The sequence below is a fragment of the Acidovorax sp. ACV01 genome (genome assembly GCF_014851495.1).
Classification (GTDB): Bacteria; Pseudomonadota; Gammaproteobacteria; order Burkholderiales; family Burkholderiaceae_C; genus Acidovorax; species Acidovorax radicis.
On the sequence record NZ_JACUZT010000007.1, the window covers coordinates 156605 to 181153 of the forward strand.

Consider the following 24549-nt stretch of genomic DNA (forward strand, 5'->3'; position numbering starts at 1 on the left):
CCCTTGCACGGTGGCCCTGGCATTGGGCGGCGACCGTATCAACGGCCGGTGACGAAGCGGTTGCTCCCACGCAGGACAGCCGCCAATCCAAAGGGTTGTGCAACAGCAGCTCTTTGGATTGGCACAGCGAAGGCAACATCATGGAACCGAAAAACATCGTTCTCAACGTCAACGGCATCGAGGTCATCTACAACCACGTGATCCTGGTGCTCAAGGGTGTCTCCTTGCAGGTGCCGCAGGGCTCCATCGTGGCCATCCTGGGGGGCAACGGGGCGGGCAAGACGACCACATTGCGCGCCATCTCCAACCTGCTGCAGGGGGAGCGCGGCGCGGTCACCAAGGGCTCGATCGAGCTGCGCGGCGAGCGCATCGAAAACCTCTCGCCTGCCGACCTCGTCAATCGCGGCGTGGTGCAGGTGATGGAGGGGCGGCATTGTTTTGCCCACCTGACCATCGAAGAGAACCTGATGACGGGCTCGTACACCCGCACCAGCAAGGCCGAGATCGCGGCCAACCTGGAGAAGGTCTACAACTACTTTCCGCGCCTCAAGACGCGCCGCACCTCGCAGGCGGCATACACGTCGGGCGGCGAGCAGCAGATGTGCGCCATCGGCCGCGCGTTGATGGCCAACCCCAGCATGGTGCTGCTCGATGAGCCCTCCATGGGCCTGGCGCCGCAGATCGTCGAAGAGGTGTTCAACATCGTGAAGGACCTGAACACCAAGGAGAAGGTCACCTTTCTGCTGGCCGAGCAGAACACCAACATGGCCCTCAAATATTCCGACTACGGCTACATCATGGAAAGCGGCCGTGTGGTGATGGACGGCGCCGCGAGCGACCTGGCCAACAACGAGGACGTCAAGGAGTTCTACCTGGGCGTGGGCGGCGGCGAGCGCAAGAGCTTCAAGGACGTGAAGAGTTACAAGCGGCGCAAGCGCTGGCTGGCTTGAGGTGCCCCCTGAGGCGCTGGCGCGCCTCCCCCGGGGGGGACGCACCCGGTGGACTGGCAGAGCCAGATCCACGGGTGCGCTGGGAGGGGGCCACGACGATGGCAACGATTGCGCCACAGATGGCAAAGATAGATCAGAACTCCTTTTTTCATAGCTGCTTGCGCTTTATGGACAAGCGCTAGAGGCCCATTTCATTCACAACCACCGCATAGGAACCCATGGCATGAGCACGTTCTACGACGCCCTGGAAACCCGCGACCCTTCAGCGCGCGAGGCCGCACTGCTCGCCGCTCTGCCCACCCAGGTGGCCCACGCCCAGGCGGCGTCGCCCGCATTTGCGGGCATCCTGGCCGGCGTCGATGCGTCGGCAGTCACGACCCGCGCGGCGCTGGCGCAGTTGCCCGTCACGCGCAAGTACGAGCTGCTGGAGCGCCAGCAAGCGCAGCGCGCGAGCAATGTATTCGGCGGGTTTTCGGCGCTGGGCTTTGGTGCGGGCATGCCGCGCGTGTTCGCCAGCCCCGGCACCATCTACGAACCGGAGGGCACGCGGCGCGATTACTGGCGAATGGCCCGTGCCATCTACGCGGCGGGTTTTCGGCCCGGCGAGTTGATCCACAACAGCTTCAGCTACCACTTCGTGCCCGCCGGCTCGATGATGGAAACCGGCGCCCACGCGCTGGGCTGCACCGTGTTTGCGGGCGGCACGGGCCAGACCGAGCAGCAGGTGCAGGCCATGGCCGAGCTGCGGCCTGCGGGCTACATCGGCACGCCGAGCTTCCTGAAAATCATCGTGGAGAAAGCGGCCGAGCTGGGCACGCACCTGCCCACGGTGACCAAGGCCCTGGTGTCGGGGGAGGCCTTCCCGCCGTCGCTGCGCGACTGGTTTGCCGAGCGCGGCATCGCGGGCTACCAGTGCTACGCCACGGCCGACCTCGGCCTGATCGCGTACGAGACCAGCGCGCGGGAAGGCCTGGTGCTCGACGAAGGCGTGATCGTCGAGATCGTGCGCCCCGGGACGGGCGACCCGGTGCCCGAGGGCGAGGTGGGCGAGCTGGTGGTGACCACGCTCAATCCCGACTACCCACTGATCCGCTTTGGCACCGGCGACCTCTCGGCCGTGCTGCCCGGCACCTGCCCCACGGGCCGCACCAACACGCGCATCAAAGGCTGGATGGGCCGCGCCGACCAGACGACCAAGGTGCGCGGCATGTTCGTGCACCCCGGCCAGATCGCGACCATCGCACGGCGCTTTCCGCAGGTGCTGCGCGCACGCCTGGTGGTCAGCGGCGAGATGGCCAACGACCAGATGGTGCTGCAGGTGGAAACCGTGGAGACCGCCGAAGGCCTGGCGCGCCAGCTGGGCGACGCCATCCGCGAAGTGACCAAGCTGCGTGGCGACGTGCAGATGGTGGCCCCGGGCACTCTGCCCAACGATGGCAAGGTCATTGAGGACGCACGCAGTTATAAGTAGGCAGCCACCCTGTGCCGCCTTCGGCGCCTCGGTGCAGCCACCAGATGCGGCAGCCCTTCGGAGCAGTCCAAGCCCGCGCAGGCAGGCTCGGAACCGCAGCTCCTCAGCCCCGGAGGGGGACGCCACCCGTGGCTTGGCAAAGCCAGTTCCACGGTGGCGCTGGCGTTGGGCCACGCCTGTTTCGACGATGAGGGGTATGGGCGCGCTGCAAATGCGCGCAAACGTGGGTCCTTTCCGCTCCATCCGGTGGTTTGCGGCAGCGCAAGAAGTGCCCACTTCGCGCGGCGCCAGGCCGCAGTGTTTACCCTAGCATTGCTCACATATTAATAGCAAACAACGCTTTACAGATAAGCGATGCGAGCCTGTTTTTCTTAAAAACCATGCCACCGGTGTGCTACGTAATATCCGCAATGTTCCCGCAAACCCCCCTCGCTATCATGGCCCGTCATTCACAGGAGCAACCCATGAAAAAAACTCTGAAACTTGCACTGATCGCCGCGGCCGCAGCCACCGCTTTTGGCGCCAGCGCCCAAGACTATCCCGCCAAGGACAAGACCGTCACTATCGTGGTTCCTTTTGCTGCCGGCGGCCCGACCGACCGCGTGGCACGTGATCTGGCCGAAGCCCTGCGCAAGCCCCTGGGCGCCACTGTGGTGGTGGACAACACGGCCGGTGCCGGCAGCTCGATCGGCGCTGCACGCGTCGCCCGCGCCGCACCGGACGGCTACACCCTGCTGCTCAATCACATCGGCATGTCCACCATGCCCGCGCTGTACCGCAAGCTCGCCTTCAGCGTACCCAACGACTTTGAATACCTGGGCATGGTCAACGATGTGCCCATGACGCTGATCGCACGGCCCACCATGCCCGCGAACAACTTCAAGGAACTGACGGCCTGGATTCAGCAGAACAAGGGCAAGATCAACCTGGGCAACGCGGGCCTGGGCGCAGCGTCGCACCTGTGCGGCCTGATGTTCCAGAGCGCCATGCAGGTGGACATGACCCCCGTGCCCTACAAGGGCACTGCCCCCGCCATCACCGACCTGATCGGCGGCCAGATCGACCTGCTGTGTGACCAGACCACCAACACCACGCCGCAGATCGAGAGCAAGAAGGTCAAGGCCTATGCCGTGACCACCACCAAGCGCTTGTCCACCCCGGTCCTGAAGGATCTGCCCACCCTGGCGGAGTCGGGCCTGAAGGACTTCAACGTCAGCATCTGGCACGGCCTGTACGCCCCCAAGGGCACGCCCGCACCGGTCGTTACCAAGATCAATGAAGCCCTCAAGATCGCCCTGAAAGACCCCGACTTCATCAAGAAGCAGGAAGGCCTGGGCGCTGTGGTCGTCACCGACAAGCGCATGGAACCTGCCGAGCACAAGAAGTTCGTGCAGGCCGAGATCGACAAATGGGGCGCGGTGATCAAGGCTGCAGGCACCTACGCAGATTGATCCCTCTTCTCGCTGCAGATCACCAGGTAATTGATTCACAAGCCGCCTCGGCCCCCAGGGTTGAGGCGGCTTTTTTACGGATGAAATCCGCCACACGCCATGGTCGGCCTTGGGGTTATCCACCTGCAACAATTCACAGGCACCGCGTAGAACAGACAGCACCCCCACACGACCGACGAAAGGACCCCGCATGACATGGCTCGCCCGTGAACGCCGCCGCACCCTTGCCTCCCTGGGCATGCTCGCACTGGGCTGCGCAGCACCCGGGCTGCACGGCGCCCATGCCCAAGCGGCCTGGCCCACCAAGCCCGTGCGCATCGTCGTGCCCTTTGCCCCTGGCGGCACCACCGACATCCTGGCACGCGCCATGGCACCGGAACTCACGCGCGCCTTCGGCCAGCAGTTCTTCGTGGACAACCGTGCCGGAGCCGGTGGCAATGTGGGTGCCGAGATCGTGGCCAAATCACCCGGCGACGGATACACCCTGCTCATGGGCACTGTAGGCACCCACGGCATCAACCGCGCGCTGTATGCCAAGCTGCCCTACGACCCCATCAAGGACTTTATGCCCATCACGCTGGTGGCCGCCGTGCCCAACGTGATGGTGATGAACGCCGACAAGGCCAAGGCCCAGGGCATCACCAGCGTGCAGGACTTCATCCGCGTGGCCAAAGCCAACCCGGGCAAGATGAACATGGCATCGAGCGGCAACGGCACCTCGATCCACCTTGCAGGCGAGTTGTTCAAGAGCATGACGGGCACCTTCATGCTGCACCTGCCCTACCGGGGCTCGGGCCCGGCGCTGCTGGACATGGTGGCAGGCAACGCGGACGTGATGTTCGACAACCTGCCTTCGTCCATGGCACAGATCAAGGCGGGCAAGCTAACGGCCCTGGCAGTGACCAGTTCGCAGCGCTCCAGCGCGTTGCCGGATGTGCCCACCGTGGAGCAGGCCGGTGGCCCGACGCTCAAAGGCTACGAGGCGAGTTCATGGTTTGGCCTTCTGGCCCCCGCTGGCACGCCGCAGGATATCGTGAACCGTATCCAGCAGGAGGTGGCCAAGTCGCTGGCCACACCCACGATGAAGGAACGGCTCTTGGCCCAGGGGGCGATCCCGGGCGGCAATACGCCGGCCGAGTTCGCCAAGCACATCGACAACGAGCACAAGAAGTGGGCGCAGGTGGTGAAAACGTCGGGCGCGAAAGTGGACTAGCGGACGCCACAACCCGTCTGCACCCCACGCATCGGGCCCGCAGATACCTGGCCACAGGGCATCACAAGGAGACGCCCCAGGCCTTGTGATCCGCGTGCGCCCATGAATTCCATGCCCACAAGATTGCGTCTGTCACGCCATGGGATGGCGGATGATGGTCTTCCATTTCTCGGGGGCAGCCCTGCGAATGTCACTGAGATAGATCTCGTGGTGCTTGCCCGCCCTCACCGCTTTCGCGTCGATGAACCCGTGAAGGCGCTCGATGACCGGCCCCTCCTCCGAAAAGGGACCAATGTGCAACACCTGCGCACAACGCCCTTCAGCAAAGGCCTCCGGCCGCATGCGATCCACGCCCGGCAACTTCTTCTTTCGCTTCACCTCGGCCATGGCCTCGGAGATCACGTCCTGCGGTACGAACGCAGGCTGCATGATCATCATCGTCCATTGCCACTGGGCCCTGTCATTGGCAACAAAGGCTGACATGTCATCCGCCCACCACAGGCCTTCCAGCGGCATCACCGCATAGTCAACGGCGTCCACACCCTTCTTGACCATGAATTTGGCGGTGTACGACACCGCGAACAAGGCTTCCACGGCCTGCGCATAGGGCTCCGACGTGGTGGGGTCCCCTGTGCCGTCGATCATCAGGAAGTTGAACGTGGGCACCTCCACTTCCACCACGCTCTTGTGCGAGGGTTGGTACAGAGACTTCAGTTCTTTTTTCAAGTCAATTTTTGACACTTGCTCGGCCCATGGGTGCGGGTGCGCCAGAAACGCCGCCTGAGTTTTTCAGCGATGCGTCCGCTTCTTTTTGGAGGCCGCCCCCTTTTCAAGAAAACCGAAGTGAACATCGCGCTGAGTCCCGACGGTTGATGGCCCCCGGTCGCCATTCGCAGGCTCACACCCCCCAGACCACATCCGCCTCTTCGGCGGCGCTCTTGCGCAGCATCTCGATGAACGGCGCAGCCCGCTGGCGCAGCCGCACCGCCTCCACACCGCCGCCTTGTTCGTCCTCGTCTTCCTGGCCCTCGGCCACCGGTGGCTGGGCCTCGCTGGCCAGCACGGCGGCCTCCAGTGCGGCAATGGCGCCAGGAATCTGCGCAGCGGTCACGATGCCATTGGCGCCGGGCGCCTTGCCGATGATCTGCAGGATCTGGCGGCCCTGTGGCTCCAGCATGATCAGATCGGCGGCGGCGCGGGACTTGAATTTGTAGAGCATGGCGAAGCGTTTTCCTTGGTGCGGTTTTCAGCCCGCGTAAATGTAGTCGCGGGTGAATGGATAGTCGGATTGTGCGCCGGGCATGGCCCCCGTGGCCACCTGGCCGTCGGGCTTGGCGGCAAGCATCTGGTGCAGGGCCATCCAGCCACGCTCGAACCCCAGGGCACTGCCCGCCAGGTACAAGCGGTACGCACGCAATACCTTATCACCCTGCTCTGCGCCGGACTGTGCGGCGAGCACTTCGCGCGCCGCAGGCAATTGGGCTTCCAGCGCGTCAGACCACGCCCACAGCGTGCGGGCGTAGTGTGGTCGCAGGTTCTCGGTGTCCACCATCTCCAGGCCAGCGCGGGCCGTGTCGTGCAGCACCGCGCCCACGTGGACCAACTCCCCCCCAGGAAAGATGTATTGCTCGATGAAATCACCCATGCCCGCACCCAGCTGCGCGTTGTCTGCGCCGCCCGCCGTGATGCCGTGGTTCAGCACCAGTCCACCGGGCCGCAGCAGGCGCGCCACCGTCTCGAAGTAACGCGGCATCTGCGCGCGGCCCACGTGCTCGAACATGCCGATCGAGGCGATCTTGTCGAAGGGCTGTTCCGCCTGCAGCTCGCGGTAGTCCACCAGCTGCATGCGCACGCGCCCCTGCAGCCCGCACTCGCCAATGAGTCGCTGCACATGCGCATGCTGGTTGCGCGAGAGCGTGATGCCCGTGGCATCCACGCCGTAGTGCTCAGCCGCCCACAGCAGCAGGCCACCCCAGCCCGCGCCAATGTCCAGAAAGCGGTCCCCGGGTTGCAGCTGCAGCTTGCGGCAGATGTGGTCGAGCTTTGCCTCCTGGGCCTGGGCGAGCGTCAGGTCCGGCGAACGGTAATAGGCACACGAGTAGACGCGGCGCGGGTCCAGCCACAGCGCATAGAAGTCGTCCGACAGGTCGTAGTGAAACTGCACATGGCGCGCATCGTGCGCCAGCGTGTGCACCGCCATGGAACGCGCACGGGCCAGCACACGCTGCCACCAGCCGTGGTGCTGGTCGCGGGCAGGGTCGCGCGTGAGCAGCCCTGCAGCGGCAGCCATCAGGTCGCGCATGCCCCCTTCGAGCGCTACCCGCCCTTCCACGATGGCCGCGCCCACATTGCCGATCTCGCCCGTAGCCAGCGCCACCAGCGCCATGCGGTCGCGAAACCGCAAGGTGACGGCAGGCTCGGGCGCGCCCAGTTGCTGGCCCGCGGGCAACTGAACGGCCATGGGCACCGGCAAGGTCGCCAGCCGCCCCTCCAAGGTGTGCAGCAAGTGCTTCATGCAACACATCTTGAAAAGATTGCTGCACTGCGTCAACACCCCGCGCCGGCAGCAGGGTTTCGCCGGGAACGCCCCCATTGACAGTATTTTGTTTAAGCCTAAACTATTTTCCCATGAACATCCTCTGCATTGGCGGCGGGCCCGCAGGCCTGTACTTCGCACTGCTCATGAAGCAGCAAAACCCTGCCCACCGGGTCACGGTGGTGGAGCGCAACCGGCCCTTTGACACCTTCGGCTGGGGGGTGGTGCTGTCGGACCAGACGCTCGACAACCTGCGCGCGGCCGATGCGCCCTCGGCCGCGCTCATCGGCGACGCGTTCAACCACTGGGACGACATCGAGGTGTTCTTCAAGGGCCGCAGCGTGCGCTCCAGCGGCCACGGCTTTTGCGGCATCGGGCGCAAGCGGCTGCTCAACATCCTGCAGGACCGGTGCCTGGCCGTGGGCGTGGAGCTGGTGTTCGAAACCGATGTGGCCGACGACCAGGCTTTGGCCGCGCAGTACGACGCCGATCTGGTGATTGCCAGCGACGGTCTCAACAGCCGCATCCGCACCCGCTACGCCGCCACCTACCAGCCCGACATCGACCTGCGTGAGTGCCGATTTGTCTGGCTTGGCACTCACAAAAAACTCGATGCTTTTACGTTTGCTTTCGAGCAGACGGAGCACGGCTGGTTTCAGGCACACGCCTACCAGTTCGATGCCGACACCTCCACCTTCATCATCGAGACGCCCGAAGCGGTGTGGAAGGCGCATGGTCTGGACGCCATGGAACAACCCGAGGCCATTGCGTTCTGCGAGAAGCTGTTTGCCAAGTATCTCGACGGCAACGCTCTCATCAGCAACGCCACACACCTGCGCGGCTCGGCCAACTGGATTCGTTTTCCGCGCGTGATCTGCAACACCTGGGTGCACCGCGAGGCCATCCAAGGCAAGCGGGTGCCCATCGTGCTGATGGGCGATGCAGCGCACACTGCGCACTTCTCGATCGGCAGCGGCACCAAGCTCGCGCTCGAAGACGCGATCGACCTGGCCAACGAGTTCGCCACCGGGCTGCCCATCGACGAGGTGCTCACCCACTACGAGGCGCGCCGCAGCGTCGAGGTGCTCAAGATCCAGAACGCCGCGCGCAACAGCACCGAGTGGTTCGAGAACGTGGGCCGCTACACCGGCATGCCCATCGAGCAATTCGCGTACTCGCTGCTCACGCGCAGCCAACGCATCAGCCACGAGAACCTGCGGCTGCGCGACGCGGCGTGGCTGGAGGGCTATGAAGCGTGGCTGGCGGGCGGCAAGGCTGCGGTGCCGCCGATGCTCACACCGTTCACACTCAAGGGCGTCACCCTCAAGAACCGCATCGTCGTCTCGCCCATGGCCACCTACAGCGCGGTCGATGGCGTACCGCAGGACTTCCACCTGGTGCACCTGGGCGCCCGGGCCCTCGGCGGCGCGGCACTGGTGATGGTGGAGATGACCAGCCCCACGCCCGAGGGCCGCATCACCCCCGCCTGCACGGGGCTGTGGAACGATGCGCAGCAGGCCGCATTCACGCGCATCGTGAATTTCGTGCACGGCAGCAGCACCGCCAAGATCGGCCTGCAGCTGGGCCACAGCGGCCCCAAAGGCTCCACGTGCGTGGGCTGGGAGGGCACGGACGAGCCGCTGCCCGACGGCAACTGGCCGCTGCTGGCTGCCAGCGCGCTGGCCTACGGCGAGCAGAACCAGGCGCCCATCGCCATGACCCGCGCCGACATGGACGGGATGACCGCCGCGTTCGTTGCCAGCGCCGAGCGCGCCGTCGCCTGCGGCTTCGACTGGCTGGAGTTGCACTGCGCGCACGGCTACCTGCTGGCCAGCTTCATTAGCCCCATCACCAACCAGCGCACCGACGAATACGGCGGGAGCATCGACAACCGCTGCCGCTACCCGCTCGAAGTATTCGCCGCCGTGCGCGCCGTGTGGCCGGCCGACAAGCCGCTCTCCGTGCGCATCTCGGCCCACGACTGGGCGCCGGGCGGCACCACGCCCGACGATGCGGTGCAGATCGCCCGCCTGTTCCAGGCCGCCGGCGCCGACCTGATCGACGTGTCGTCCGGCCAGACCACGCGCGCCGCCAAGCCGGTGTACGGCCGCATGTACCAGACGCCGTTTGCCGACCGCATCCGCAACGAAGTGGGCATTGCCACCATGGCCGTGGGTGCGATCAGCGAGGCCGACCACGCCAACAGCATCATTGCCGCCGGCCGCGCCGACCTGTGCGCCATTGCCCGCCCCCACCTGGCCGACCCGGCATGGACGCTGCACGCAGCAGCCCAGCTCAGCCCCGTGGCCGCCGCGCACACCGACTGGCCGGTGCAGTACGCCAGCGGCCGCGACCAGATGCTGCGCGAGATCGCCAAACAAAAACAGGTCGCAGCGCTGGCTGCAAAAGTGCCATCAGCTACAAAAAATAGAGCATCCGAGGAAGAAGGCTAGCCATGGACCTCGAAGCCCGCCTGCACGGCGCCGCCCCCAGCGAGCACCCCGAAGCGCTGCGCCTGTGGCTGCGTTTGCTCACCTGCACGCAGCTCATCGAAAAACAGGTGCGCAGCAACTTGCGCGCGCAGTTCGACACCACGCTGCCGCGTTTTGACCTGATGGCGCAGCTCGAACGCGCGCCGGACGGCATGAAGATGAAAGAGCTCTCGCGCCGCATGATGGTGACGAGCGGCAACATCACCGGCATCACCGACCAGCTCGTGGCGGAAGGCTTGGTGGAGCGCCTGGACGTGGAAGGCGACCGCCGCGCGTACCTCGTGCGCCTCACGCCACAAGGCCGCCAGCAGTTCAACGACATGGCGCGCCAGCACGAGCAGTGGATCGTAGCAGCGTTTGCCACGCTGGGCGAACGCGACATCGCCACCTTGTACCGCCTGTTGGGCAGGGTCAAGGAACACACACAAGACAACTCTCTGGAGACCACGGAATGAAGCATTTCATCGGCGCGAGCAACCCCATGCGCGAGCAGTTCAACCCCCAGGCCAGCTATGTGGCCGAGCATTTCGCGTGGAGCTTCGATGCTGGCGTGGGCACTGTCACGCTCAACCGACCGGACCGCAAGAACCCGCTCACCTTCCAGAGCTATTCGGAGCTGCGTGATTTTTTCTACGCGCTGCGGTTTGCCACCGACGTGAAGGCCATCGTCGTCACCGGTGCGGGCGGCAACTTCTGCTCGGGCGGCGACGTGCACGAGATCATCGGCCCGCTCACCACCATGACCATGCCCGAGCTGCTGGAGTTCACGCGCATGACGGGCGACCTGATCAAGGCCATGCGCGCCTGCCCGCAACCCATCCTGGGCGCCATCGACGGCATCTGCGCCGGTGCGGGCGCCATGATGGCGCTGGCCTGCGACATGCGCTACGGCACCGAGGCCACCAAGACCGCCTTTCTCTTCACCCGCGTGGGCCTGGCCGGGGCCGACATGGGCGCCTGCGCATTGCTGCCCCGCATGATCGGCCAGGGCCGCGCCAGCGAGCTGCTGTTCACCGGCCGCGCGATGACGGCGCACGAGGGTCTCGCCTGGGGCTTCTTCAACGATTTGTATGAGAGCGCCGACCTGCTGGCCAACGTGCAGGCCACGGCGCGCACGCTGGCCGACGGCCCCACCTTTGCCCACGGCATGACCAAGACCATGCTGAGCCAGGAGTGGAGCATGACCATCGAGCAGGCCATCGAGGCCGAGGCGCAGGCCCAGGCGATCTGCATGCAGACCGAAGACTTCCGTCGCGCCTACGAAGCGTTTGCGGCCAAGCAGAAGCCCGTGTTCCAAGGAGATTGAGCGCATGCATGTCGCCACGCCCCCCGCGCCTTGCCCGCCCTCTACGGCGCACCTGGCCTTGCCCTTTTTTGACGACGCCCACCGCGCGCTGGCCGAGGGCCTGGTGCCCTGGGCTGCCGCGCAGCAGGTCGATGAAACCGACGACCGCGCCGCCTGCCGCGACTGGGTGCAGCGCCTGGGCGCGGGCGGCTGGCTGCGCTACTGCGTGCCCGCCGCACACGGCGGCGCCCTGCCCGCGCTCGACTCGCGCGCACTGGTGCTGCTGCGCGAGACACTGGCCTACCACTCGCCGCTGGCGGATTTTGCGTTTGCCATGCAGGGCCTGGGCAGCGGCTCCATCACGCTGGCCGGCAGCCCGGCGCAGCAGGCGCACTACCTGCAGGGCGTGGCGCGCGGCGAGCTGATCGCGGCTTTCGCGCTCAGCGAGCCCGAAGCGGGCTCTGACGTAGGCGCTATGCAAACAATAGCCACCGGTGCTTATCCATCCAGCGCTAGTGGCCAAATTGGCTCATATTCCCTCACCGGCACCAAGACCTGGATCAGCAACGGCGGCATCGCCGACTTCTACTGCGTGTTCGCCAAGACCGACCCGGCGGGCGGCACGCGCGGCATCAGCGCCTTCATCATCGATGCCGACACGCCGGGCCTCGACACCTCGCGCCACATCCACGTGATGGCGCCGCACCCACTCGCCACGCTGCAGTTCACCGGCTGCACCGTGCCCGCCACCGCACTGCTCGGTGAAGAGAGCGGCGGGTTCAAACTGGCCATGCGCACACTCGACATCTTCCGCGCGTCGGTCGCCGCTGCGGCCTTGGGCATGGCGCGCCGCGCGCTGGCCGAGGCCGTGCACCACGCGCGCCAGCGCCGCATGTTCGGCCAGACGCTGGCGGACTTTCAGCTCACGCAGGCCAAGATCGGCGAGATGGCCGCGCTGGTGGACAGCGCCGCGCTGCTGACCTACCGCGCGGCCTGGCTGCGCGACGAGGGGGAAAAGCGTGGCGGCACCCGCGTCACGGCCGAGGCGGCGATGGCAAAAATGACCGCCACCGAAAACGCTCAACGCGTCATCGACATGGCGCTGCAACTGCACGGCGGGTGCGGCGTGGAAGTGGGCAGCAAGGTCGAGTCGCTGTACCGCGACATCCGCTCGCTGCGCATCTACGAAGGCGCCACCGAAGTGCAGCAACTCATCATCGGCAAGGCCACCCTGCAGGAGTAACACGACATGAGCAGCACCAGCAGCAGCACCGCACACTCCGCCCAGCCCGACCATTTCGTGCACGACCGCCTGCCCGCGCCCGAGGCCTGGCCGACGCTGCATTACGACCTGCCCGAGCAGCAGATCGCCGCGCAGGCCAACCTGGTGCAAGCCCTGTTCGAGCAGGCCGAGCGCGCCGGCCACATCGACCGCCCCCTGCTGCGCGGCCCGCACCGCACGTACACCTACCGCGACGCCTGGACCGAGGCCGCGCGCATTGCCGAAGTGCTCACGCAGGACCACGGCCTCGTGCCCGGCAACCGCGTGCTGCTGCGCGGCGGCAACACGGTGGAGATGGCGCTGGCCTGGCTGGGCACCGTCTACGCGGGGCTGGTGGCAGTGGCCACCATGCCGCTGCTGCGCGCGGGCGAGCTGGCCAGCATCATCGAACGCGCACAACCCACGCTGGCGCTGTGCGACGGTCGCCTGCTGGCCGAGCTGCAGGCCGCCCAAACGCAGCACCCCGTGCTGGCCGCCATCGTGCCGTTTCACACCGCACCCGACGCGGCCGACCTGATCCAGCGCGCCCAGGCCAAGCCGGGCACCACACCGCCCTGCCCCACGGCGGCCGACGACATCGCGCTGATGGCCTTCACCTCCGGAACCACCGGCGCACCCAAGGCCGCCGTGCACACGCACCGCGACGTCCTGGCCGCCTGCGAGGCCTGGCCGCGCCACGTGCTCAAGGCCACGCCCGACGACATCGTGGCGGGCTCGCCGCCGCTGGCCTTCACCTTCGGGCTGGGCGGCCTGCTGGTGTTCCCGATGTGGGCGGGGGCCAGCGTGTACTTCCCGGACCAGCCCTACACGCCCCAGACCATGGTCACGCTGATGCGCGACGCGGGGGTGACCATCTGCTACACCGCGCCCACCTTCTACCGGCAGATGGCGCCGTTCGCCCAGCAGATCGGCCTGCCGCAGCTGCGCATCAGCGTGAGTGCCGGCGAAGGCCTGCCGGACGCCACGCGCCAGCTGTGGAAGGACGCCACCGGCATCGACATGACGGACGGCATCGGCGCCACCGAGATGTTTCATATCTTTGTATCGTCGGCCGGCGGCGAAAGCCGCCCTGGCGCCATCGGCAAGGTCGTGCCCGGCTACACCGCCAAGGTGGTCGACGGCGGTGGCCATGAGGTGCCGCTGGGCACGGTAGGGAAGCTGGCCGTGATCGGCCCCACGGGCTGCAAGTACCTCGACGACCCGCGCCAGGCCAAGTATGTGAAAGACGGCTGGAACTACCCGGGCGACGCGTTCACGCAGGACGCCGACGGGTACTTCTTCTACCAGGCGCGCGACGACGACATGATCATCACCGCCGGCTACAACGTGGGCGGCCCCGAGGTTGAAGACGCCTTGCTGCGCCACCCGGCCGTGGCCGAGTGCGGCGTGATCGGCGTGCCCGACGAGGAGCGCGGCATGGTGGTCAAGGCCATCTGCGTGCTCAAACCCGGCCACACGGGCGATGCGGCCATGGTCAAGACGCTGCAGGACCATGTGAAAGCTACCATCGCCCCGTTCAAGTACCCGCGCGTGGTGGAGTTCGTCGCGGCACTGCCCCGCACCGAAACCGGCAAGCTCCAGCGCTTCAAGCTGCGCCAGGGCGCTACGGCTCCTTCCTCTACAAAAACAACATGATGATGAACACAGTATTGCAACCCGAGGGCTGGGTGGCCCCCAAGGGCTACGCCAACGGCATGGCCGCACGCGGCACCATGGTCTTCACCGGCGGCCAGATCGGCTGGAACGCGCAGCAGCAGTTCGAGAGCGACGACTTCATCGCCCAGACCAGGCAGACGCTGCTGAACGTGCGTGCGGTGCTGGAGGCCGGTGGCGCGAGCCCCGAGCACCTGGTGCGGCTGACCTGGTATGTGACCGACCGCAACGAATACAACAGCCGCCTGAAGGAGCTGGGTGCTGTCTACCGCGAGGTGCTGGGCAAGAACTTCCCGGCGATGGCGTGTGTGCAAGTGGCGGGGCTCATGGAAGAGCGCGCGAAGATCGAGATTGAAGCAACCGCCGTAATCCCGGACTGAGCTTTTCCAGCCACCGCTGCAGCGCTTGCCCGTACAGGATGAACGCCAGCGCCGCCCCAATCAATGGCAGCGCGGCAAACACCCAGCCCGTCAGCAGCTCGCCGCCCAGCGCCACGCCCACCAGCAGCGCCACCGCAGGGTTCACGAACGAATAGCTGCCCGCCAGCGCCGCCGACGTGTTCTGCAGCAACCACAGATACGCATTGAGCGCCACCAGCGTGCCAAACACCAGCAGATAGACCCACGCCGCCCACGACTTGGCGCTGACCTGGCCCAGAGCCGAGAGCGGCTCGAACCACAGCGCCACCACCAGCCCCATCGCACCGCCCGCAAACCACTGCGCGGCCGAGGCCATGGCAGGTGCGGGCAACGAGAGCTTGCGCGATGCATACGAGCCGATGCTCCAGCACAGCGGCGCACCAAAGGCCAGCAGCGCACCGAGCCAGGTGGCCGAAAAATCGCCCTCCAGCGCCAGCAGCAGCGCGCCCACCACGCCCAGCGCCAGGCCGATCCAGCTGGTGAAAGGCACCCGCTCGCCGCCCCAACGCGACCACAGCGCCAGCCACATCGGCATGGTGGTGACCACCGTGGCCATGAGGCCCGAACCAATGCCCAGCTTTTGCGCAAAGCCCATCAGGTTCATGGCCAGGAACACCATGCAGCCGCCGACCACCGCCGAATTGCGCCACTGCACCCGCGTGGGCAGTGCATGGCCTTGCCACAGCGCAATCAGCAACATCACGCCGCCCGCGCACAGAAAACGGATGGCGTTCATAAGCAGCGGCGGCATGGTCTGCACCGCAATGCCGATGGCGAAATAGGTGGTGCCCCACACCACATAGACCAGCAGCAGTGCCATGGCGACGGCCCAACTTCGCTGTGATCGGGGTTGCGCGTTGAAAATTGCCGGCATATTCTTCACCTTACCGAATAATTTATGGAAACCGTGAGGTTTTCGGAATTTTTACCAAAATCAATCGGATATGCAAGCAAATATTCAGACAGACGACATGGACGCCAGAATTATTTCGGCATTGGGAGCGGATGGCCGACGCTCCTATGCCGACGTGGGGGCCGAAGTGGGACTGTCCACGGCCGCCGTGCACGAACGCGTGAAGAAGCTGCTGGACAAGGGCGTGATCCGCCGTTTTTCGATCAGCGTGGACCCGGAGCGCGTGGGGCTCAACTTCACCGCCTTCGTGGCCATCCGCAACGACGGCGGCATCCATTGCCGTGACGTGGCACCGCGCCTGCGCGCCATGCCCCAGGTGGAAGAACTTCACAGCGTGGCGGGCGAATACGACTTTCTGGCCAAGGTGCGCACCACGCATGCGCGCGCACTGGAAGATGTGATCTACGAAATCAAGGCCATTGCCGGTGTGGCCCGCACCACCAGCACCGTGGTGCTCAACACCGAGTTCGAGGACCGGCCGCTGGACCTGGGCTGGATGAGCGGGGACAAGGGTGGCTGAGGCGCAGCGCCTAGGAGCCTGTCAGACTTGGAGCGTCGAAAGCGAAAATCGGCCTCAGCGAGGACAGTTTTTGCCGGATTTGCAGCCCCATCGCCCAGCTATGGGGCAAAAAGACGGTGAAAAATGGACCGCTGAGGTCGATTTGCAGCCGACGATTTCCAAGTCCGACAGGCTCCTAACACTCGCAATGGCCCACGATGCACCCTCCACCGCCTATCGGTATGCGGTGTCTTTTGCCCCCAACCCCGGCAGCCTGGGCTGGCTGGCCGGCAGCCATTGGCTGGGCCGCTGCGCCGCCTTGCTGCAGCCCCTGCAGCAACTGGGTATTGCAGGGGTTTCCGCTGACGACCTGCACCGGCTGACGGCCGCACCGCGCCGCCGTGGCTGGCAGGCCCCGCTCCTGGCGCCTTTTGCGCTGGCACCCGGCACGGACTGGCTCACGCTGCACCAGGCCATACAGGCGCTGGCCCACAGCCTCATGCCCTGTGTATTGCCAACCCTGCATGTGGAGCGTGTGGGCGACGTTCTGGCGCTGGTGCTGCCTGCGTCCCACGCCGCCAACAGCGCCTTGCAGGAAACCGCTGCAGCCGGCCATGCCGCACTGCACCGCCTGGCCGCGCCGCCATCCGGCATCGAACCGTTGCGCAGCGCGCATCCGCTGGCGCAGCAGGCGTTCCGTTTTCACCTGCCCCTCACCGGCCCGTTGCAGCAGGTGGATGCGCAGACGCAGGCCTTGGTTTTTGATGCCGCGCAGGAATATTTCTCTGACCTGCCCCCGCTGAAGTTCAACAGCCTGGCCCTGTTTGCCGAGCCCACGCCGGGCGCGGACTTTGTGCTGCTAGATCACGTGGAGATGGCCCCTTAGCCCTCGGAACAGCGCCTGGCACAGGCTTGCCACCCGCCCACAGCCAATTCAATGACCACCACCGATCCCGCCATGCCTTCCGTCACGATCTATCACAACCCAAAATGCGGTACGTCCCGCAACACGCTCGCCATGATCCGCAACAGCGGCGTGGAGCCCGAGGTCATCGAATACCTCAAGACCCCACCTGACCGCGCCACCCTGCTGGCGCTGATCGCCGCCACGGGTGAACCGGTGATCCACGCCGTGCGCACCAAGGAAGCGGTCTTCACCGAGCTGCAACTGGACGCGCCGGGCGTGACCGACGCGCAGCTCGTCGAAGCGATGCTGCAGCACCCCATCCTCATCAACCGCCCCATCGTGGTCACGCCCCTGGGCACACGGCTGTGCCGCCCGTCCGAGAAGGTGCTGGATATCCTGCCCGCCCCCCAGCAAGACGCCTTTACCAAGGAAGATGGCGAAGTCGTGACCAATGCCCAGGGCCAGCGTGTCTGAGGCCGTAGCGCACTGCGGCGCATGACCGCCGCCTCACAACGCTGGACCGTGGCGCGCCTGGGCACGGCCCAGACCTTGTCCTGGGCCTCGTCCTACTACCTGCCCGCCATGCTGGCCGTGCCCATGGCGCGCGATCTGGGCGTGGCCACCCCCACCGTGTTCGCGGCGTTCTCGGTGGCGCTCATCGTGTCGGCGTTGCTGGGGCCGGTTGCGGGTCGGACCATCGACCGCCATGGCGGGCGACCGGTGCTGGTGGGCACCAACCTGCTGTTTGCCGCCTGGGTGCTGATGGGCGTGGCCATGGGGTCCGGCCTGTACGAGGCCGCGTTTGCCACGCTGGTGCGCCTGTACGGCCAGGGCGCACGCAGTGCCATCACCGGCATCACGCTGATTGCGGGTTTTGCCAGCACCGTGGGCTGGCCGCTGTCGGCCTGGATGGAAGTGCAATGGGGCTGGCGCGGCGCATGTGTGGGATGGGCAGCATTGCATTTGCTGGTGGGCTTACCGCTGAACGGCTGGTTGCCGCGCATCGCGTCCGAAGAGAAGGGCCCAACCACAGGAGCCGGTACACACTCTTCCACCGCAGCCACAACAGCCACACCTGCATCGCCCGCTCCCGACCACGCGCTGCGCACCACCGTGCTGCTGTCCTTCGTGTTTGCCGTCACCTGGTTCACCAGCACTGCCATGGCGGCCCATCTGCCGCGCCTGCTGCAGGCCAGTGGCACATCGTTGCAGACGGCGGTGGCTATGGCGGCGCTGGTGGGCCCGGCCCAAGTGGCGGCGCGGCTGCTGGAGTTTGGCTTCCTGCGCCGCCTGCATCCATTGCTGTCAGCCCAGCTGGCGGCGGTGGCCCACCCGGTGGGCGCGGCCTTGTTGATGGTGGTGGGCGGGCCCGCAGCCGCGGTGTTCACGGTGTTGCACGGGGCCGGCAACGGCATCCTGACCATTGCCAAGGGCACGCTGCCGCTGGTGCTGTTTGGGCCTGCAGGCTACGGCGCCCGCCAGGGCCTCATGATGGTGCCTGCCCGCGTGGCACAGGCCTTTGCCCCCGTGCTGTTCGGCATGCTGATCGATGGTTTGGGCGCTGCCGCCCTGTGGGCCACCACGCTGCTGGGGTTGGCAGCGCTGGGAGCGTTGTGGGTGTTGCGGCCCGTGGCGCAGCGCTGATCAACCGCGCGGCGCCACAAACTCCGCCCGCGCCTTGAGCGCTGGGGCGCGCGAATGGCAACCCTCCAGGTGGTCGTTCACCAGCCCCATGGCCTGCATGAAGGCATACACCGTGGTGGGGCCCACAAAACTCCAGCCGCGTTTTTTCAGGTCCTTGGACATGGCGATGGACGCGGGCGACGTGGACAGGGTGCGTGCCACCTCGCGCGTGAGGCGCTCGGGCCGGTCGGCGGCGGCGGGCTCGTAGCGCCACGCGTAGTGTGCGAGTGAGCCGAACTCGCGCCGCAGCTCCAGCACGCGCCGTGCATTGTTGATGGTGGACTCGATCTTGCCCCGGTGGCGCACGATGGCCGCGTCCTGCACCAGGCGCTCGACATCGGTGGGGCCGAAAGCGGCAACCTGCTCAGCATCGAAGTTCGCAAACGCTGCGCGAAACCCCTCGCGCTTGTTCAGGATGGTCAGCCAGCTCAGGCCCGACTGGAAGCCCTCCAGGCAGATCTTCTCGAACAGCCGCCGGTCGTCCGCCACCGGAAAGCCCCATTCCTGGTCGTGGTAGTGGCGGTAAAACGGCGTGGCCTGGCACCAGGTGCAGCGCGGGCAGTCGGCCTCGTCGGCAAACAGGCCCTCAGGCAAGTCAGGCAGGTCACGCGGCGGAGAGGTGGGTTCAACGGTCATGCGTGGCATTCTAGAAACTGCACCGGCCACGCTGCTGACACCCCTTCGGACGCCCCACGCGATCTGCCCATAAACTGCCCGCATGCGCCAGTTTCTCCCCCGCCTGCGAGCCTTGCCCCCCCTGATGATCAGCCTTGCCCTGGCGGGCTGCGCCAGCACCACCGGCCCCGCCAGCATGCTGGGCTACTACTGGCAGTCGGTGCAGGGGCACATGCAGATCATGCAGGCGGCCGAGCCCATTGACCGCTGGATCACCCGCACCGACATCCCACCTGCCCTGCGCGAGCGGCTGCAGCTGGCGCAGCGTGCCCGCACCTTTGCCGTGGCCGAGCTGGGCCTGCCCGACAACGCCAGCTACCGCCGCTATGCGGACCTCAAACGCCCCGCCGCCGTGTGGAATGTGGTGGCCGCGCCGCCGTACTCCCTCACGCTGCACACCTGGTGCTTCCCGGTCACGGGTTGCATTGGCTACCGGGGCTACTTCACCGAGGGCGCCGCGCAGGCCGAGGCGGCTGAACTGGCTGCACAGGGCCTGGAGGTGGAGGTGTATGGCGTGCCCGCGTACTCCACGCTGGGCTACATGAACTGGGCGGGGGGCGATCCGCTGCTCTCCACCTTCATCGCCTGGCCCGAGGGCGACTTTGTGCGCCTGTTGTTCCACGAGCTGGCGCACCAGGTGGCCTATGCCAAGAACGACACCTTATTCAACGAGTCGTTCGCCACGGCCGTGGAGCGCATCGGCATTGCGCAGTGGCTGGCAACCCAGTCCACCCCGCAGGCGCGCGAGGCGTTTGCCACCAGCGAGGCGCGGCGCAGCGCCTTCCGCGCGCTGACGCGCGCCACACGCGCCCGGCTGGCAGCCATTTACGAACAAAAAGAGGCTACAGCGCTTGATAGTAAAGCGCTAGCAGCTATGAAAAGCGAAGCAATGGAGGCTTTTCGCACCGACTACGCAGCCCTGCGCGCACGCTGGCTGGGCACCCCGGGCGGCCCCGCCCCCCAGGCCACCACGGCCCAAGTGACGGGCTACGACCGCTGGGTGGCCAAGGCCAACAACGCCAGCTTTGCCGCCCAGGCCGCCTACGACGAGCTGGTGCCCGCATTCGAAGCCCTGTTTGAGCGCGAAGGCCGCGACTGGCCCCGGTTTTATGATGCCGTACGACAACTGACGCAGCAGCCCCAGCCACAACGCCACGAGACCTTGCGCGCACTGCGGCCTTCCCAGACAACGCCCTAAGGAGACGACCCATGCCCGACATCCACATCCACCGCGACCACCACCTGGGCTTCAAGGAAGCCCGCAAGGTCGCCTTCTCCTGGGCCGAAAAGGCCGAAGAAAAATTCGACATGGAATGCACCTACGAAGAAGGCGAGAAGGAGGACCTGCTGACCTTCACCCGCTCGGGCGTCAAGGGCACGCTGCTGGTGGATGCCCACCAGTTCGAGATGAAGGCACAGCTCGGTTTTCTGTTCGGCGCGTTCAAGGACCGCATCGAGGCCGAAATTGGCGAACAGCTCGACGCCCTGCTCAATGCGCCCCACCCCGGCGCCAAGAAACCCGCCACCGACAAGAAGAAACACGCGGCAGAGGCGGGTGCAGACAAGCCGACCACCAAAGCAGCGGCGAAACCTGCACCCAAGGCCAGGAAGGCGTAGCCGCCGGGGCCCTGACCATGACATCCACTGCCACGGGCACTGCCGCCCACAGCCCGGCGTTCGACACCCTCGCCGCGCTGCTCAACACCCGCTACAGCTGCCGCGCCTTTCTGCCCGAACCCCTGCCACGCGCGACCATCGAGCGCATCCTGGCCACCGCGCAGCGCACGGCCTCGTGGTGCAACGCGCAGCCCTGGCAGCTCACCATTGCCAGTGGCGCCACGCTGGAGCGCCTGCGCAGCGCCCTGTTGGCCCACATGGCCACAGCCGCCCCTGCGCCCGACCTGCCCTGGCCCCGTGAATACCGGGGGGTGTACCAGGAGCGGCGGCGCGAATGTGGCTGGGGCCTGTACGAAGCCCTGGGCATTGCCAAGGGTGACCGCGAAGCCTCGGCCCGCCAGGCGGCGCAGAACTTCACGATGTTTGGCGCACCGCATGTGGCCATCGTCACCAGCGACGAGGCATTGGGCGTCTATGGTGCGGTGGACTGCGGCGCGTATGTGAGCAACTTCATGCTGGCCGCGCACAGCCTGGGTGTGGGCTCCATCGCGCAGGCCGCACTCGCCTCCTACCCCGGCGTGCTGCGCGACGTGCTGGGCATTGGCGAGGACCGCACCATCGTCTGCGGTATCTCGTTCGGCATGGCGGACCCGGAACATCCGGCCAACCGTTTCCGCACCACGCGTGCCGATCCGGCGGGCAGCGTGGTGTGGCGGGACTGACCGAGCGGATATCAGGCGGCAGCGCGCAACAAGGGGCTGCGCGTGCGCAGCACCCCGAACAGGTCCTTGGGGTCTGACAGTTCGGGAATCAGTTCGATGGGCTGGCCCATGCCCAGCTCGGTGGCCGCGTCGCGCAGGAACCGCAGCGCAGAAAAGTCCTCCAGCGCAAAACCCACGGAATCGAATACCGTCACCGCCGCCTCACTGGCCCGGCCGGCACGCTGACCCGCCAGTACCTCCCACAATTCGGTCACGGCAAAGTCGGCCGGCAGTTGCTGGATGTCGCCTTCGATGCGCGTCTGCGGCGCGTATTCGACAAATACCTGCGCCTGGCGCAGCACATCGGCATGCAGCTCCGTCTTGCCAGGGCAATCGCCCCCCACCGCGTTGATGTGTATGCCGGGCGCCAGCATGTCGGGCGTGAGGATGGTGGCATTGGTCTTGTCCGCCGTCACCGTGGTGACGATGTCGGCGCCGCGCACGGCCTCGGCCGTGCTGGTGCAGACCACGGTGCGCAGGCCCGTGCCTTGCAGGTTGGCCTGCAGCTTGGTGGTGGCGGCCGGGTCGGTGTCAAACAGCCGCAGGGTGTCGATGCCCAGCAGGTGGTGGAAGGCCAGCGCCTGGAACTCGCTTTGGGCGCCGTTGCCGATCAGCGCCATGGTGCGTGCGCCGGGGCGCGCCAGAGCGCGGGCGGCCACGGCAGACATGGCGGCGGTGCGCAGGGCGGTGGTGAGGGTGAGCTCACTCAGCAGCAGCGGCGCGCCCGTGGCCACATCGGCCAGCACGCCAAACGCCATCACCGTAGACAAGCCCCAGCGGGTGTTCTTGGGGTGGCCGTTGACGTACTTGAACGCATAGGTCTGGTCGTCGGCAATGGGCATCAGCTCGATCACGCCGTCGCGCGAATGGCTGGCCACACGCGCCGATTTGTCGAAGGCGTTCCAGCGCAGGTAGTCGGCATGCAGGTAGTCGGCCATGCCGCGCAGGCAGGCCTCGACGCCCTTGCGTTGCACCAATGCGATGACATCGGGCGCACTGAGGTAAAGGGTGGAAAAGTGATTTTTGGAAGGCATGGTGCTTGTCTCCGGGTGGGATAGAAGCAGTGTCCTGGAGCGTCGCAGCAATGGGAATCGCCCAAACTGCCGCATATTGCAGGCCGGTTTGCCGGTATGGCAAGGAAAATTGCCACTTTGCACAATAGCCGGCGCACACACCCTGGTGGCGTGGGCGCGCTATCCTCCCCATACCGGGCGCAATCTATGCCCTTCCGACAACATTCCGCACCATGACGCCTTCGGACATCCTCATCAGCGAAGTCGGTCCACGCGACGGCCTGCAGTCCGTGAAGGCCACCATGCCCACTGCCGACAAGCTGCGCTGGATTGATGCGCTGGTGGCGGCCGGCCTGCGCGAGATCGAAGTTGGCTCGTTTGTCCCCGCGCGCCTGCTGCCCCAGATGGCCGATGTGGCCGAGGTGGTGCGCCACGCGCTGACCCACCCCGGCATTGCCGTGATGGCGTTGGCGCCCAACCTGCGCGGCGCCGAGGCGGCCTTGGCGGCGGGTGTGCACAAGGTCACGCTGCCGGTGTCGGCCAGCGTCGCGCATTCGCTGGCCAATGTGCGCAAGACGCGCGAGGCCATGGTCGAGGAAGTGCGTGCCGTGGCCCACCTGCGCGATACACAGGCTCCCGCCATGCTGGTGGAGGTGGGGTTGTCCACGGCCTTTGGCTGCACCCTGCAGGGCAAGGTGCCCGAGGACGACGTGATCTGGCTCGCAGCCCTGTGCGCCGAGGCTGGGGCCGACGAGGTGGGTCTGTCCGACACCACGGGCATGGCCAACCCGGCGCAGGTGCGCCGCCTGTTCACGCGCCTGCGCGCCGAGCTGGGCACCCGGGCCGGGGCGGCCCACATGCACAACACGCGGGGCCTGGGGCTGGCCAATTGTCTGGCGGCCTACGACGTGGGGGTGCGCACGTTCGATGCGTCGCTGGGCGGCTTGGGCGGCTGTCCCTATGCGCCGGGCGCATCGGGCAACGTGGTGACAGAAGACCTGGTATTCATGTTCGAGGCCATGGGCATTGCCACAGGCGTCGACCTGGAGCGCCTTATGGCCGCACGTGCGCCACTGCAGGCGGGGCTGCCGGGCGAGCCGATCTATGGCATGACGCCAGAGGCGGGGTTGCCCAAAGGGTGGGCGCCCGGCGCAATGCGCCGTTGAGGCTGTTGTCCTGGAATGCAAAAAAGGCGACCTCGGTCGCCTTATGTCTTTATGGCCAGGTGGCCAGACGCGTGGGTGTCAGCTCAGCGAGGTGATCAGGTCGATGTACTGCTGCTTGGCTGCATCGGCCTCGGTGCCCTTGAGGTTGTTCCAGGCGTCCCACTTGGCACGGCCCACCATGTCGGAAAAGCTGGGCTTCTTCTCGGTGTTATCGCCGGTTGTGGCCTGCTTGTACAGCGCGTAGATCTTGAGCAGCGTGGCGTTGTCGGGGCGCTCGCTGAGGTTCTTGGAATTGGCCACAGCGGCTTCGAAGGTGGCGTTCAGGTCGGCCATGTCGGTTGCTCCTTGGATGGAAATCGAAAGATGAGGAAGGGGGAGGGAAAGAACGGTGTTGGCAAGAGGTTGCTGCGTTGTATCTTACGGGCTGCGCGCCGCGCCAAGCGGTGCGATCCATAGAGGCAAGCCCCCAAAAAGCACGGCTTGTGCCAACCGGGATGAAGCCACGTGCTGGTTCCTTGCCAGGAAACGGGCGATTCATCCTTGTTTGCGCCAGTCCTTACAAA

General features: G+C 66.3%; 25 protein-coding genes. 18 read left to right on the plus strand and 7 right to left on the minus strand.

The genetic code is table 11. The features are described from left to right. Positions 1 to 140 precede the first annotated feature (140 nt). From IB243_RS20195 to IB243_RS20210, 4 genes are all read left to right on the plus strand, one after another. Positions 141 to 950 carry an ABC transporter ATP-binding protein gene (locus IB243_RS20195; protein WP_010462875.1) on the plus strand — a complete coding sequence of 270 codons (810 nt, stop codon included), beginning with the start codon at positions 141 to 143 and terminating at the stop codon, positions 948 to 950. Between the two features lie 223 nt (positions 951 to 1173). After that, entirely contained in the window at positions 1174 to 2421 is a 1248-nt protein-coding gene (locus IB243_RS20200) for a phenylacetate--CoA ligase family protein (RefSeq protein ID WP_192428933.1), read from the plus strand. A 464-nt stretch (positions 2422 to 2885) separates the two neighbouring features. Beyond that, a complete protein-coding gene (locus IB243_RS20205) occupies positions 2886 to 3872 on the plus strand; it encodes a tripartite tricarboxylate transporter substrate-binding protein (RefSeq protein WP_192428935.1) in 987 nt (328 codons plus the stop codon). 190 nt (positions 3873 to 4062) lie between these two features. Beyond that, the gene (locus IB243_RS20210; RefSeq protein WP_192428937.1) at positions 4063 to 5085 is read left to right on the plus strand and encodes a tripartite tricarboxylate transporter substrate binding protein; all 1023 of its coding nucleotides are present in this window, start codon (positions 4063 to 4065) and stop codon (positions 5083 to 5085) included. A gap of 132 nt (positions 5086 to 5217) precedes the next feature. Here IB243_RS20210 and IB243_RS20215 read toward each other — a convergent pair whose 3' ends face one another. The 3 genes from IB243_RS20215 to IB243_RS20225 all read right to left on the minus strand — a co-directional run bounded on the left by IB243_RS20215 (position 5218) and on the right by IB243_RS20225 (position 7600). After that, positions 5218 to 5811 (minus strand): GyrI-like domain-containing protein, encoded by a 594-nt coding sequence (locus IB243_RS20215; RefSeq protein WP_225585108.1) that lies wholly within the window; start codon positions 5809 to 5811, stop codon positions 5218 to 5220. Positions 5812 to 5983: 172 nt separating this feature from the next. Continuing rightward, entirely contained in the window at positions 5984 to 6304 is a 321-nt protein-coding gene (locus tag IB243_RS20220; protein WP_192428941.1) for a DUF1840 domain-containing protein, read from the minus strand. A gap of 27 nt (positions 6305 to 6331) precedes the next feature. Beyond that, positions 6332 to 7600 carry a class I SAM-dependent methyltransferase gene (locus IB243_RS20225; RefSeq protein WP_192428943.1) on the minus strand — a complete coding sequence of 423 codons (1269 nt, stop codon included), beginning with the start codon at positions 7598 to 7600 and terminating at the stop codon, positions 6332 to 6334. A gap of 113 nt (positions 7601 to 7713) precedes the next feature. Between IB243_RS20225 and IB243_RS20230 the strand changes: the two genes are divergently transcribed. From IB243_RS20230 to IB243_RS20255, 6 genes are read left to right on the plus strand one after another with little or no spacing between them, the layout of a single operon-like run. Next, the gene (locus IB243_RS20230) at positions 7714 to 10074 is read left to right on the plus strand and encodes a bifunctional salicylyl-CoA 5-hydroxylase/oxidoreductase (RefSeq protein WP_192428945.1); all 2361 of its coding nucleotides are present in this window, start codon (positions 7714 to 7716) and stop codon (positions 10072 to 10074) included. 2 nt (positions 10075 to 10076) lie between these two features. Continuing rightward, complete coding sequence (locus IB243_RS20235) at positions 10077 to 10568, plus strand: MarR family winged helix-turn-helix transcriptional regulator (protein WP_192428947.1); 492 nt, start codon at positions 10077 to 10079, stop codon at positions 10566 to 10568. Further along, complete coding sequence (locus IB243_RS20240; protein ID WP_057272036.1) at positions 10565 to 11419, plus strand: enoyl-CoA hydratase family protein; 855 nt, start codon at positions 10565 to 10567, stop codon at positions 11417 to 11419. Before IB243_RS20235 ends, IB243_RS20240 begins: the two co-directional genes overlap by 4 nt. Positions 11420 to 11423: 4 nt before the next feature. After that, positions 11424 to 12641, plus strand: coding sequence for an acyl-CoA dehydrogenase family protein (locus IB243_RS20245; RefSeq protein ID WP_192428950.1), 1218 nt, complete (start codon positions 11424 to 11426; stop codon positions 12639 to 12641). Positions 12642 to 12647: 6 nt separating this feature from the next. Then, positions 12648 to 14315 (plus strand): AMP-binding protein, encoded by a 1668-nt coding sequence (locus tag IB243_RS20250; RefSeq protein WP_192428952.1) that lies wholly within the window; start codon positions 12648 to 12650, stop codon positions 14313 to 14315. Continuing rightward, positions 14315 to 14713 (plus strand): RidA family protein, encoded by a 399-nt coding sequence (locus tag IB243_RS20255; protein WP_192429089.1) that lies wholly within the window; start codon positions 14315 to 14317, stop codon positions 14711 to 14713. The genes IB243_RS20250 and IB243_RS20255 overlap by 1 nt, the downstream gene beginning before the upstream one ends. Here IB243_RS20255 and IB243_RS20260 read toward each other — a convergent pair. Further along, entirely contained in the window at positions 14658 to 15626 is a 969-nt protein-coding gene (locus IB243_RS20260) for an EamA family transporter (RefSeq protein WP_029414002.1), read from the minus strand. The two genes, IB243_RS20255 and IB243_RS20260, sit on opposite strands and share 56 nt — an antisense overlap. A gap of 97 nt (positions 15627 to 15723) precedes the next feature. Here IB243_RS20260 and IB243_RS20265 point away from each other — a divergent pair, with 97 nt between their 5' ends. The 4 genes from IB243_RS20265 to IB243_RS20280 all read left to right on the plus strand — a co-directional run bounded on the left by IB243_RS20265 (position 15724) and on the right by IB243_RS20280 (position 18715). Further along, complete coding sequence (locus IB243_RS20265; protein ID WP_010462900.1) at positions 15724 to 16185, plus strand: Lrp/AsnC family transcriptional regulator; 462 nt, start codon at positions 15724 to 15726, stop codon at positions 16183 to 16185. A 187-nt stretch (positions 16186 to 16372) separates the two neighbouring features. Continuing rightward, positions 16373 to 17050: a DUF1045 domain-containing protein gene (locus IB243_RS20270; RefSeq protein ID WP_192428954.1), complete on the plus strand. Its 678-nt coding sequence runs from the start codon at positions 16373 to 16375 to the stop codon at positions 17048 to 17050. Positions 17051 to 17122: 72 nt separating this feature from the next. Beyond that, positions 17123 to 17545 carry an arsenate reductase (glutaredoxin) gene (gene arsC, locus IB243_RS20275; protein WP_192429091.1) on the plus strand — a complete coding sequence of 141 codons (423 nt, stop codon included), beginning with the start codon at positions 17123 to 17125 and terminating at the stop codon, positions 17543 to 17545. A gap of 21 nt (positions 17546 to 17566) precedes the next feature. Next, positions 17567 to 18715, plus strand: coding sequence for an MFS transporter (locus tag IB243_RS20280; RefSeq protein WP_192428956.1), 1149 nt, complete (start codon positions 17567 to 17569; stop codon positions 18713 to 18715). On the opposite strand, the gene IB243_RS20285 is transcribed toward IB243_RS20280, so the two are convergent. Further along, positions 18716 to 19390, minus strand: a complete 675-nt coding sequence (locus tag IB243_RS20285) for a DNA-3-methyladenine glycosylase I (RefSeq protein WP_192428957.1) — start codon at positions 19388 to 19390, stop codon at positions 18716 to 18718. An 82-nt stretch (positions 19391 to 19472) separates the two neighbouring features. Between IB243_RS20285 and IB243_RS20290 the strand changes: the two genes are divergently transcribed. Genes IB243_RS20290 through IB243_RS20300 form a run of 3 tightly spaced genes read left to right on the plus strand, consistent with a single transcriptional unit; the run spans position 19473 to position 21768 of the window. Further along, positions 19473 to 20627, plus strand: coding sequence for an aminopeptidase (locus IB243_RS20290; RefSeq protein WP_192428958.1), 1155 nt, complete (start codon positions 19473 to 19475; stop codon positions 20625 to 20627). Between the two features lie 11 nt (positions 20628 to 20638). Continuing rightward, positions 20639 to 21046 carry a polyhydroxyalkanoic acid system family protein gene (locus IB243_RS20295; RefSeq protein ID WP_192428959.1) on the plus strand — a complete coding sequence of 136 codons (408 nt, stop codon included), beginning with the start codon at positions 20639 to 20641 and terminating at the stop codon, positions 21044 to 21046. 17 nt (positions 21047 to 21063) lie between these two features. Then, positions 21064 to 21768, plus strand: a complete 705-nt coding sequence (locus IB243_RS20300; protein WP_192428960.1) for a nitroreductase — start codon at positions 21064 to 21066, stop codon at positions 21766 to 21768. Between the two features lie 11 nt (positions 21769 to 21779). Here IB243_RS20300 and IB243_RS20305 read toward each other — a convergent pair whose 3' ends face one another. Beyond that, complete coding sequence (locus IB243_RS20305) at positions 21780 to 22841, minus strand: ornithine cyclodeaminase (protein ID WP_192428961.1); 1062 nt, start codon at positions 22839 to 22841, stop codon at positions 21780 to 21782. A 212-nt stretch (positions 22842 to 23053) separates the two neighbouring features. On the opposite strand from IB243_RS20305, the gene IB243_RS20310 reads away from it, so the two are divergent. Continuing rightward, positions 23054 to 23986 carry a hydroxymethylglutaryl-CoA lyase gene (locus tag IB243_RS20310; protein ID WP_192428962.1) on the plus strand — a complete coding sequence of 311 codons (933 nt, stop codon included), beginning with the start codon at positions 23054 to 23056 and terminating at the stop codon, positions 23984 to 23986. A gap of 78 nt (positions 23987 to 24064) precedes the next feature. On the opposite strand, the gene IB243_RS20315 is transcribed toward IB243_RS20310, so the two are convergent. Beyond that, entirely contained in the window at positions 24065 to 24319 is a 255-nt protein-coding gene (locus tag IB243_RS20315; RefSeq protein WP_010462918.1) for an acyl-CoA-binding protein, read from the minus strand. Between the last annotated feature and the right edge of the window lie 230 nt (positions 24320 to 24549).

Bases quoted from the DNA above. Each gene is read 5' to 3' on its own strand.
- IB243_RS20235 (WP_192428947.1), top strand. From the start codon at position 10,077: ATGGACCTCGAAGCCCGCCTGCACGGCGCCGCCCCCAGCGAGCACCCC.
- IB243_RS20290 (WP_192428958.1), top strand. From the start codon at position 19,473: ATGCGCCAGTTTCTCCCCCGCCTGCGAGCCTTGCCCCCCCTGATGATC.
- IB243_RS20280 (WP_192428956.1), top strand. From the start codon at position 17,567: ATGACCGCCGCCTCACAACGCTGGACCGTGGCGCGCCTGGGCACGGCC.
- IB243_RS20205 (WP_192428935.1), top strand. From the start codon at position 2,886: ATGAAAAAAACTCTGAAACTTGCACTGATCGCCGCGGCCGCAGCCACC.
- IB243_RS20265 (WP_010462900.1), top strand. From the start codon at position 15,724: ATGGACGCCAGAATTATTTCGGCATTGGGAGCGGATGGCCGACGCTCC.
- IB243_RS20210 (WP_192428937.1), top strand. From the start codon at position 4,063: ATGACATGGCTCGCCCGTGAACGCCGCCGCACCCTTGCCTCCCTGGGC.
- IB243_RS20305 (WP_192428961.1), bottom strand. From the start codon at position 22,841: ATGCCTTCCAAAAATCACTTTTCCACCCTTTACCTCAGTGCGCCCGAT.
- IB243_RS20230 (WP_192428945.1), top strand. From the start codon at position 7,714: ATGAACATCCTCTGCATTGGCGGCGGGCCCGCAGGCCTGTACTTCGCA.
- arsC (WP_192429091.1), top strand. From the start codon at position 17,123: ATGCCTTCCGTCACGATCTATCACAACCCAAAATGCGGTACGTCCCGC.
- IB243_RS20255 (WP_192429089.1), top strand. From the start codon at position 14,315: ATGATGAACACAGTATTGCAACCCGAGGGCTGGGTGGCCCCCAAGGGC.
- IB243_RS20270 (WP_192428954.1), top strand. From the start codon at position 16,373: ATGGCCCACGATGCACCCTCCACCGCCTATCGGTATGCGGTGTCTTTT.
- IB243_RS20220 (WP_192428941.1), bottom strand. From the start codon at position 6,304: ATGCTCTACAAATTCAAGTCCCGCGCCGCCGCCGATCTGATCATGCTG.
- IB243_RS20195 (WP_010462875.1), top strand. From the start codon at position 141: ATGGAACCGAAAAACATCGTTCTCAACGTCAACGGCATCGAGGTCATC.
- IB243_RS20200 (WP_192428933.1), top strand. From the start codon at position 1,174: ATGAGCACGTTCTACGACGCCCTGGAAACCCGCGACCCTTCAGCGCGC.
- IB243_RS20295 (WP_192428959.1), top strand. From the start codon at position 20,639: ATGCCCGACATCCACATCCACCGCGACCACCACCTGGGCTTCAAGGAA.
- IB243_RS20225 (WP_192428943.1), bottom strand. From the start codon at position 7,600: ATGAAGCACTTGCTGCACACCTTGGAGGGGCGGCTGGCGACCTTGCCG.
- IB243_RS20240 (WP_057272036.1), top strand. From the start codon at position 10,565: ATGAAGCATTTCATCGGCGCGAGCAACCCCATGCGCGAGCAGTTCAAC.
- IB243_RS20245 (WP_192428950.1), top strand. From the start codon at position 11,424: ATGCATGTCGCCACGCCCCCCGCGCCTTGCCCGCCCTCTACGGCGCAC.
- IB243_RS20260 (WP_029414002.1), bottom strand. From the start codon at position 15,626: ATGCCGGCAATTTTCAACGCGCAACCCCGATCACAGCGAAGTTGGGCC.
- IB243_RS20285 (WP_192428957.1), bottom strand. From the start codon at position 19,390: ATGACCGTTGAACCCACCTCTCCGCCGCGTGACCTGCCTGACTTGCCT.
- IB243_RS20310 (WP_192428962.1), top strand. From the start codon at position 23,054: ATGACGCCTTCGGACATCCTCATCAGCGAAGTCGGTCCACGCGACGGC.
- IB243_RS20300 (WP_192428960.1), top strand. From the start codon at position 21,064: ATGACATCCACTGCCACGGGCACTGCCGCCCACAGCCCGGCGTTCGAC.
- IB243_RS20250 (WP_192428952.1), top strand. From the start codon at position 12,648: ATGAGCAGCACCAGCAGCAGCACCGCACACTCCGCCCAGCCCGACCAT.
- IB243_RS20315 (WP_010462918.1), bottom strand. From the start codon at position 24,319: ATGGCCGACCTGAACGCCACCTTCGAAGCCGCTGTGGCCAATTCCAAG.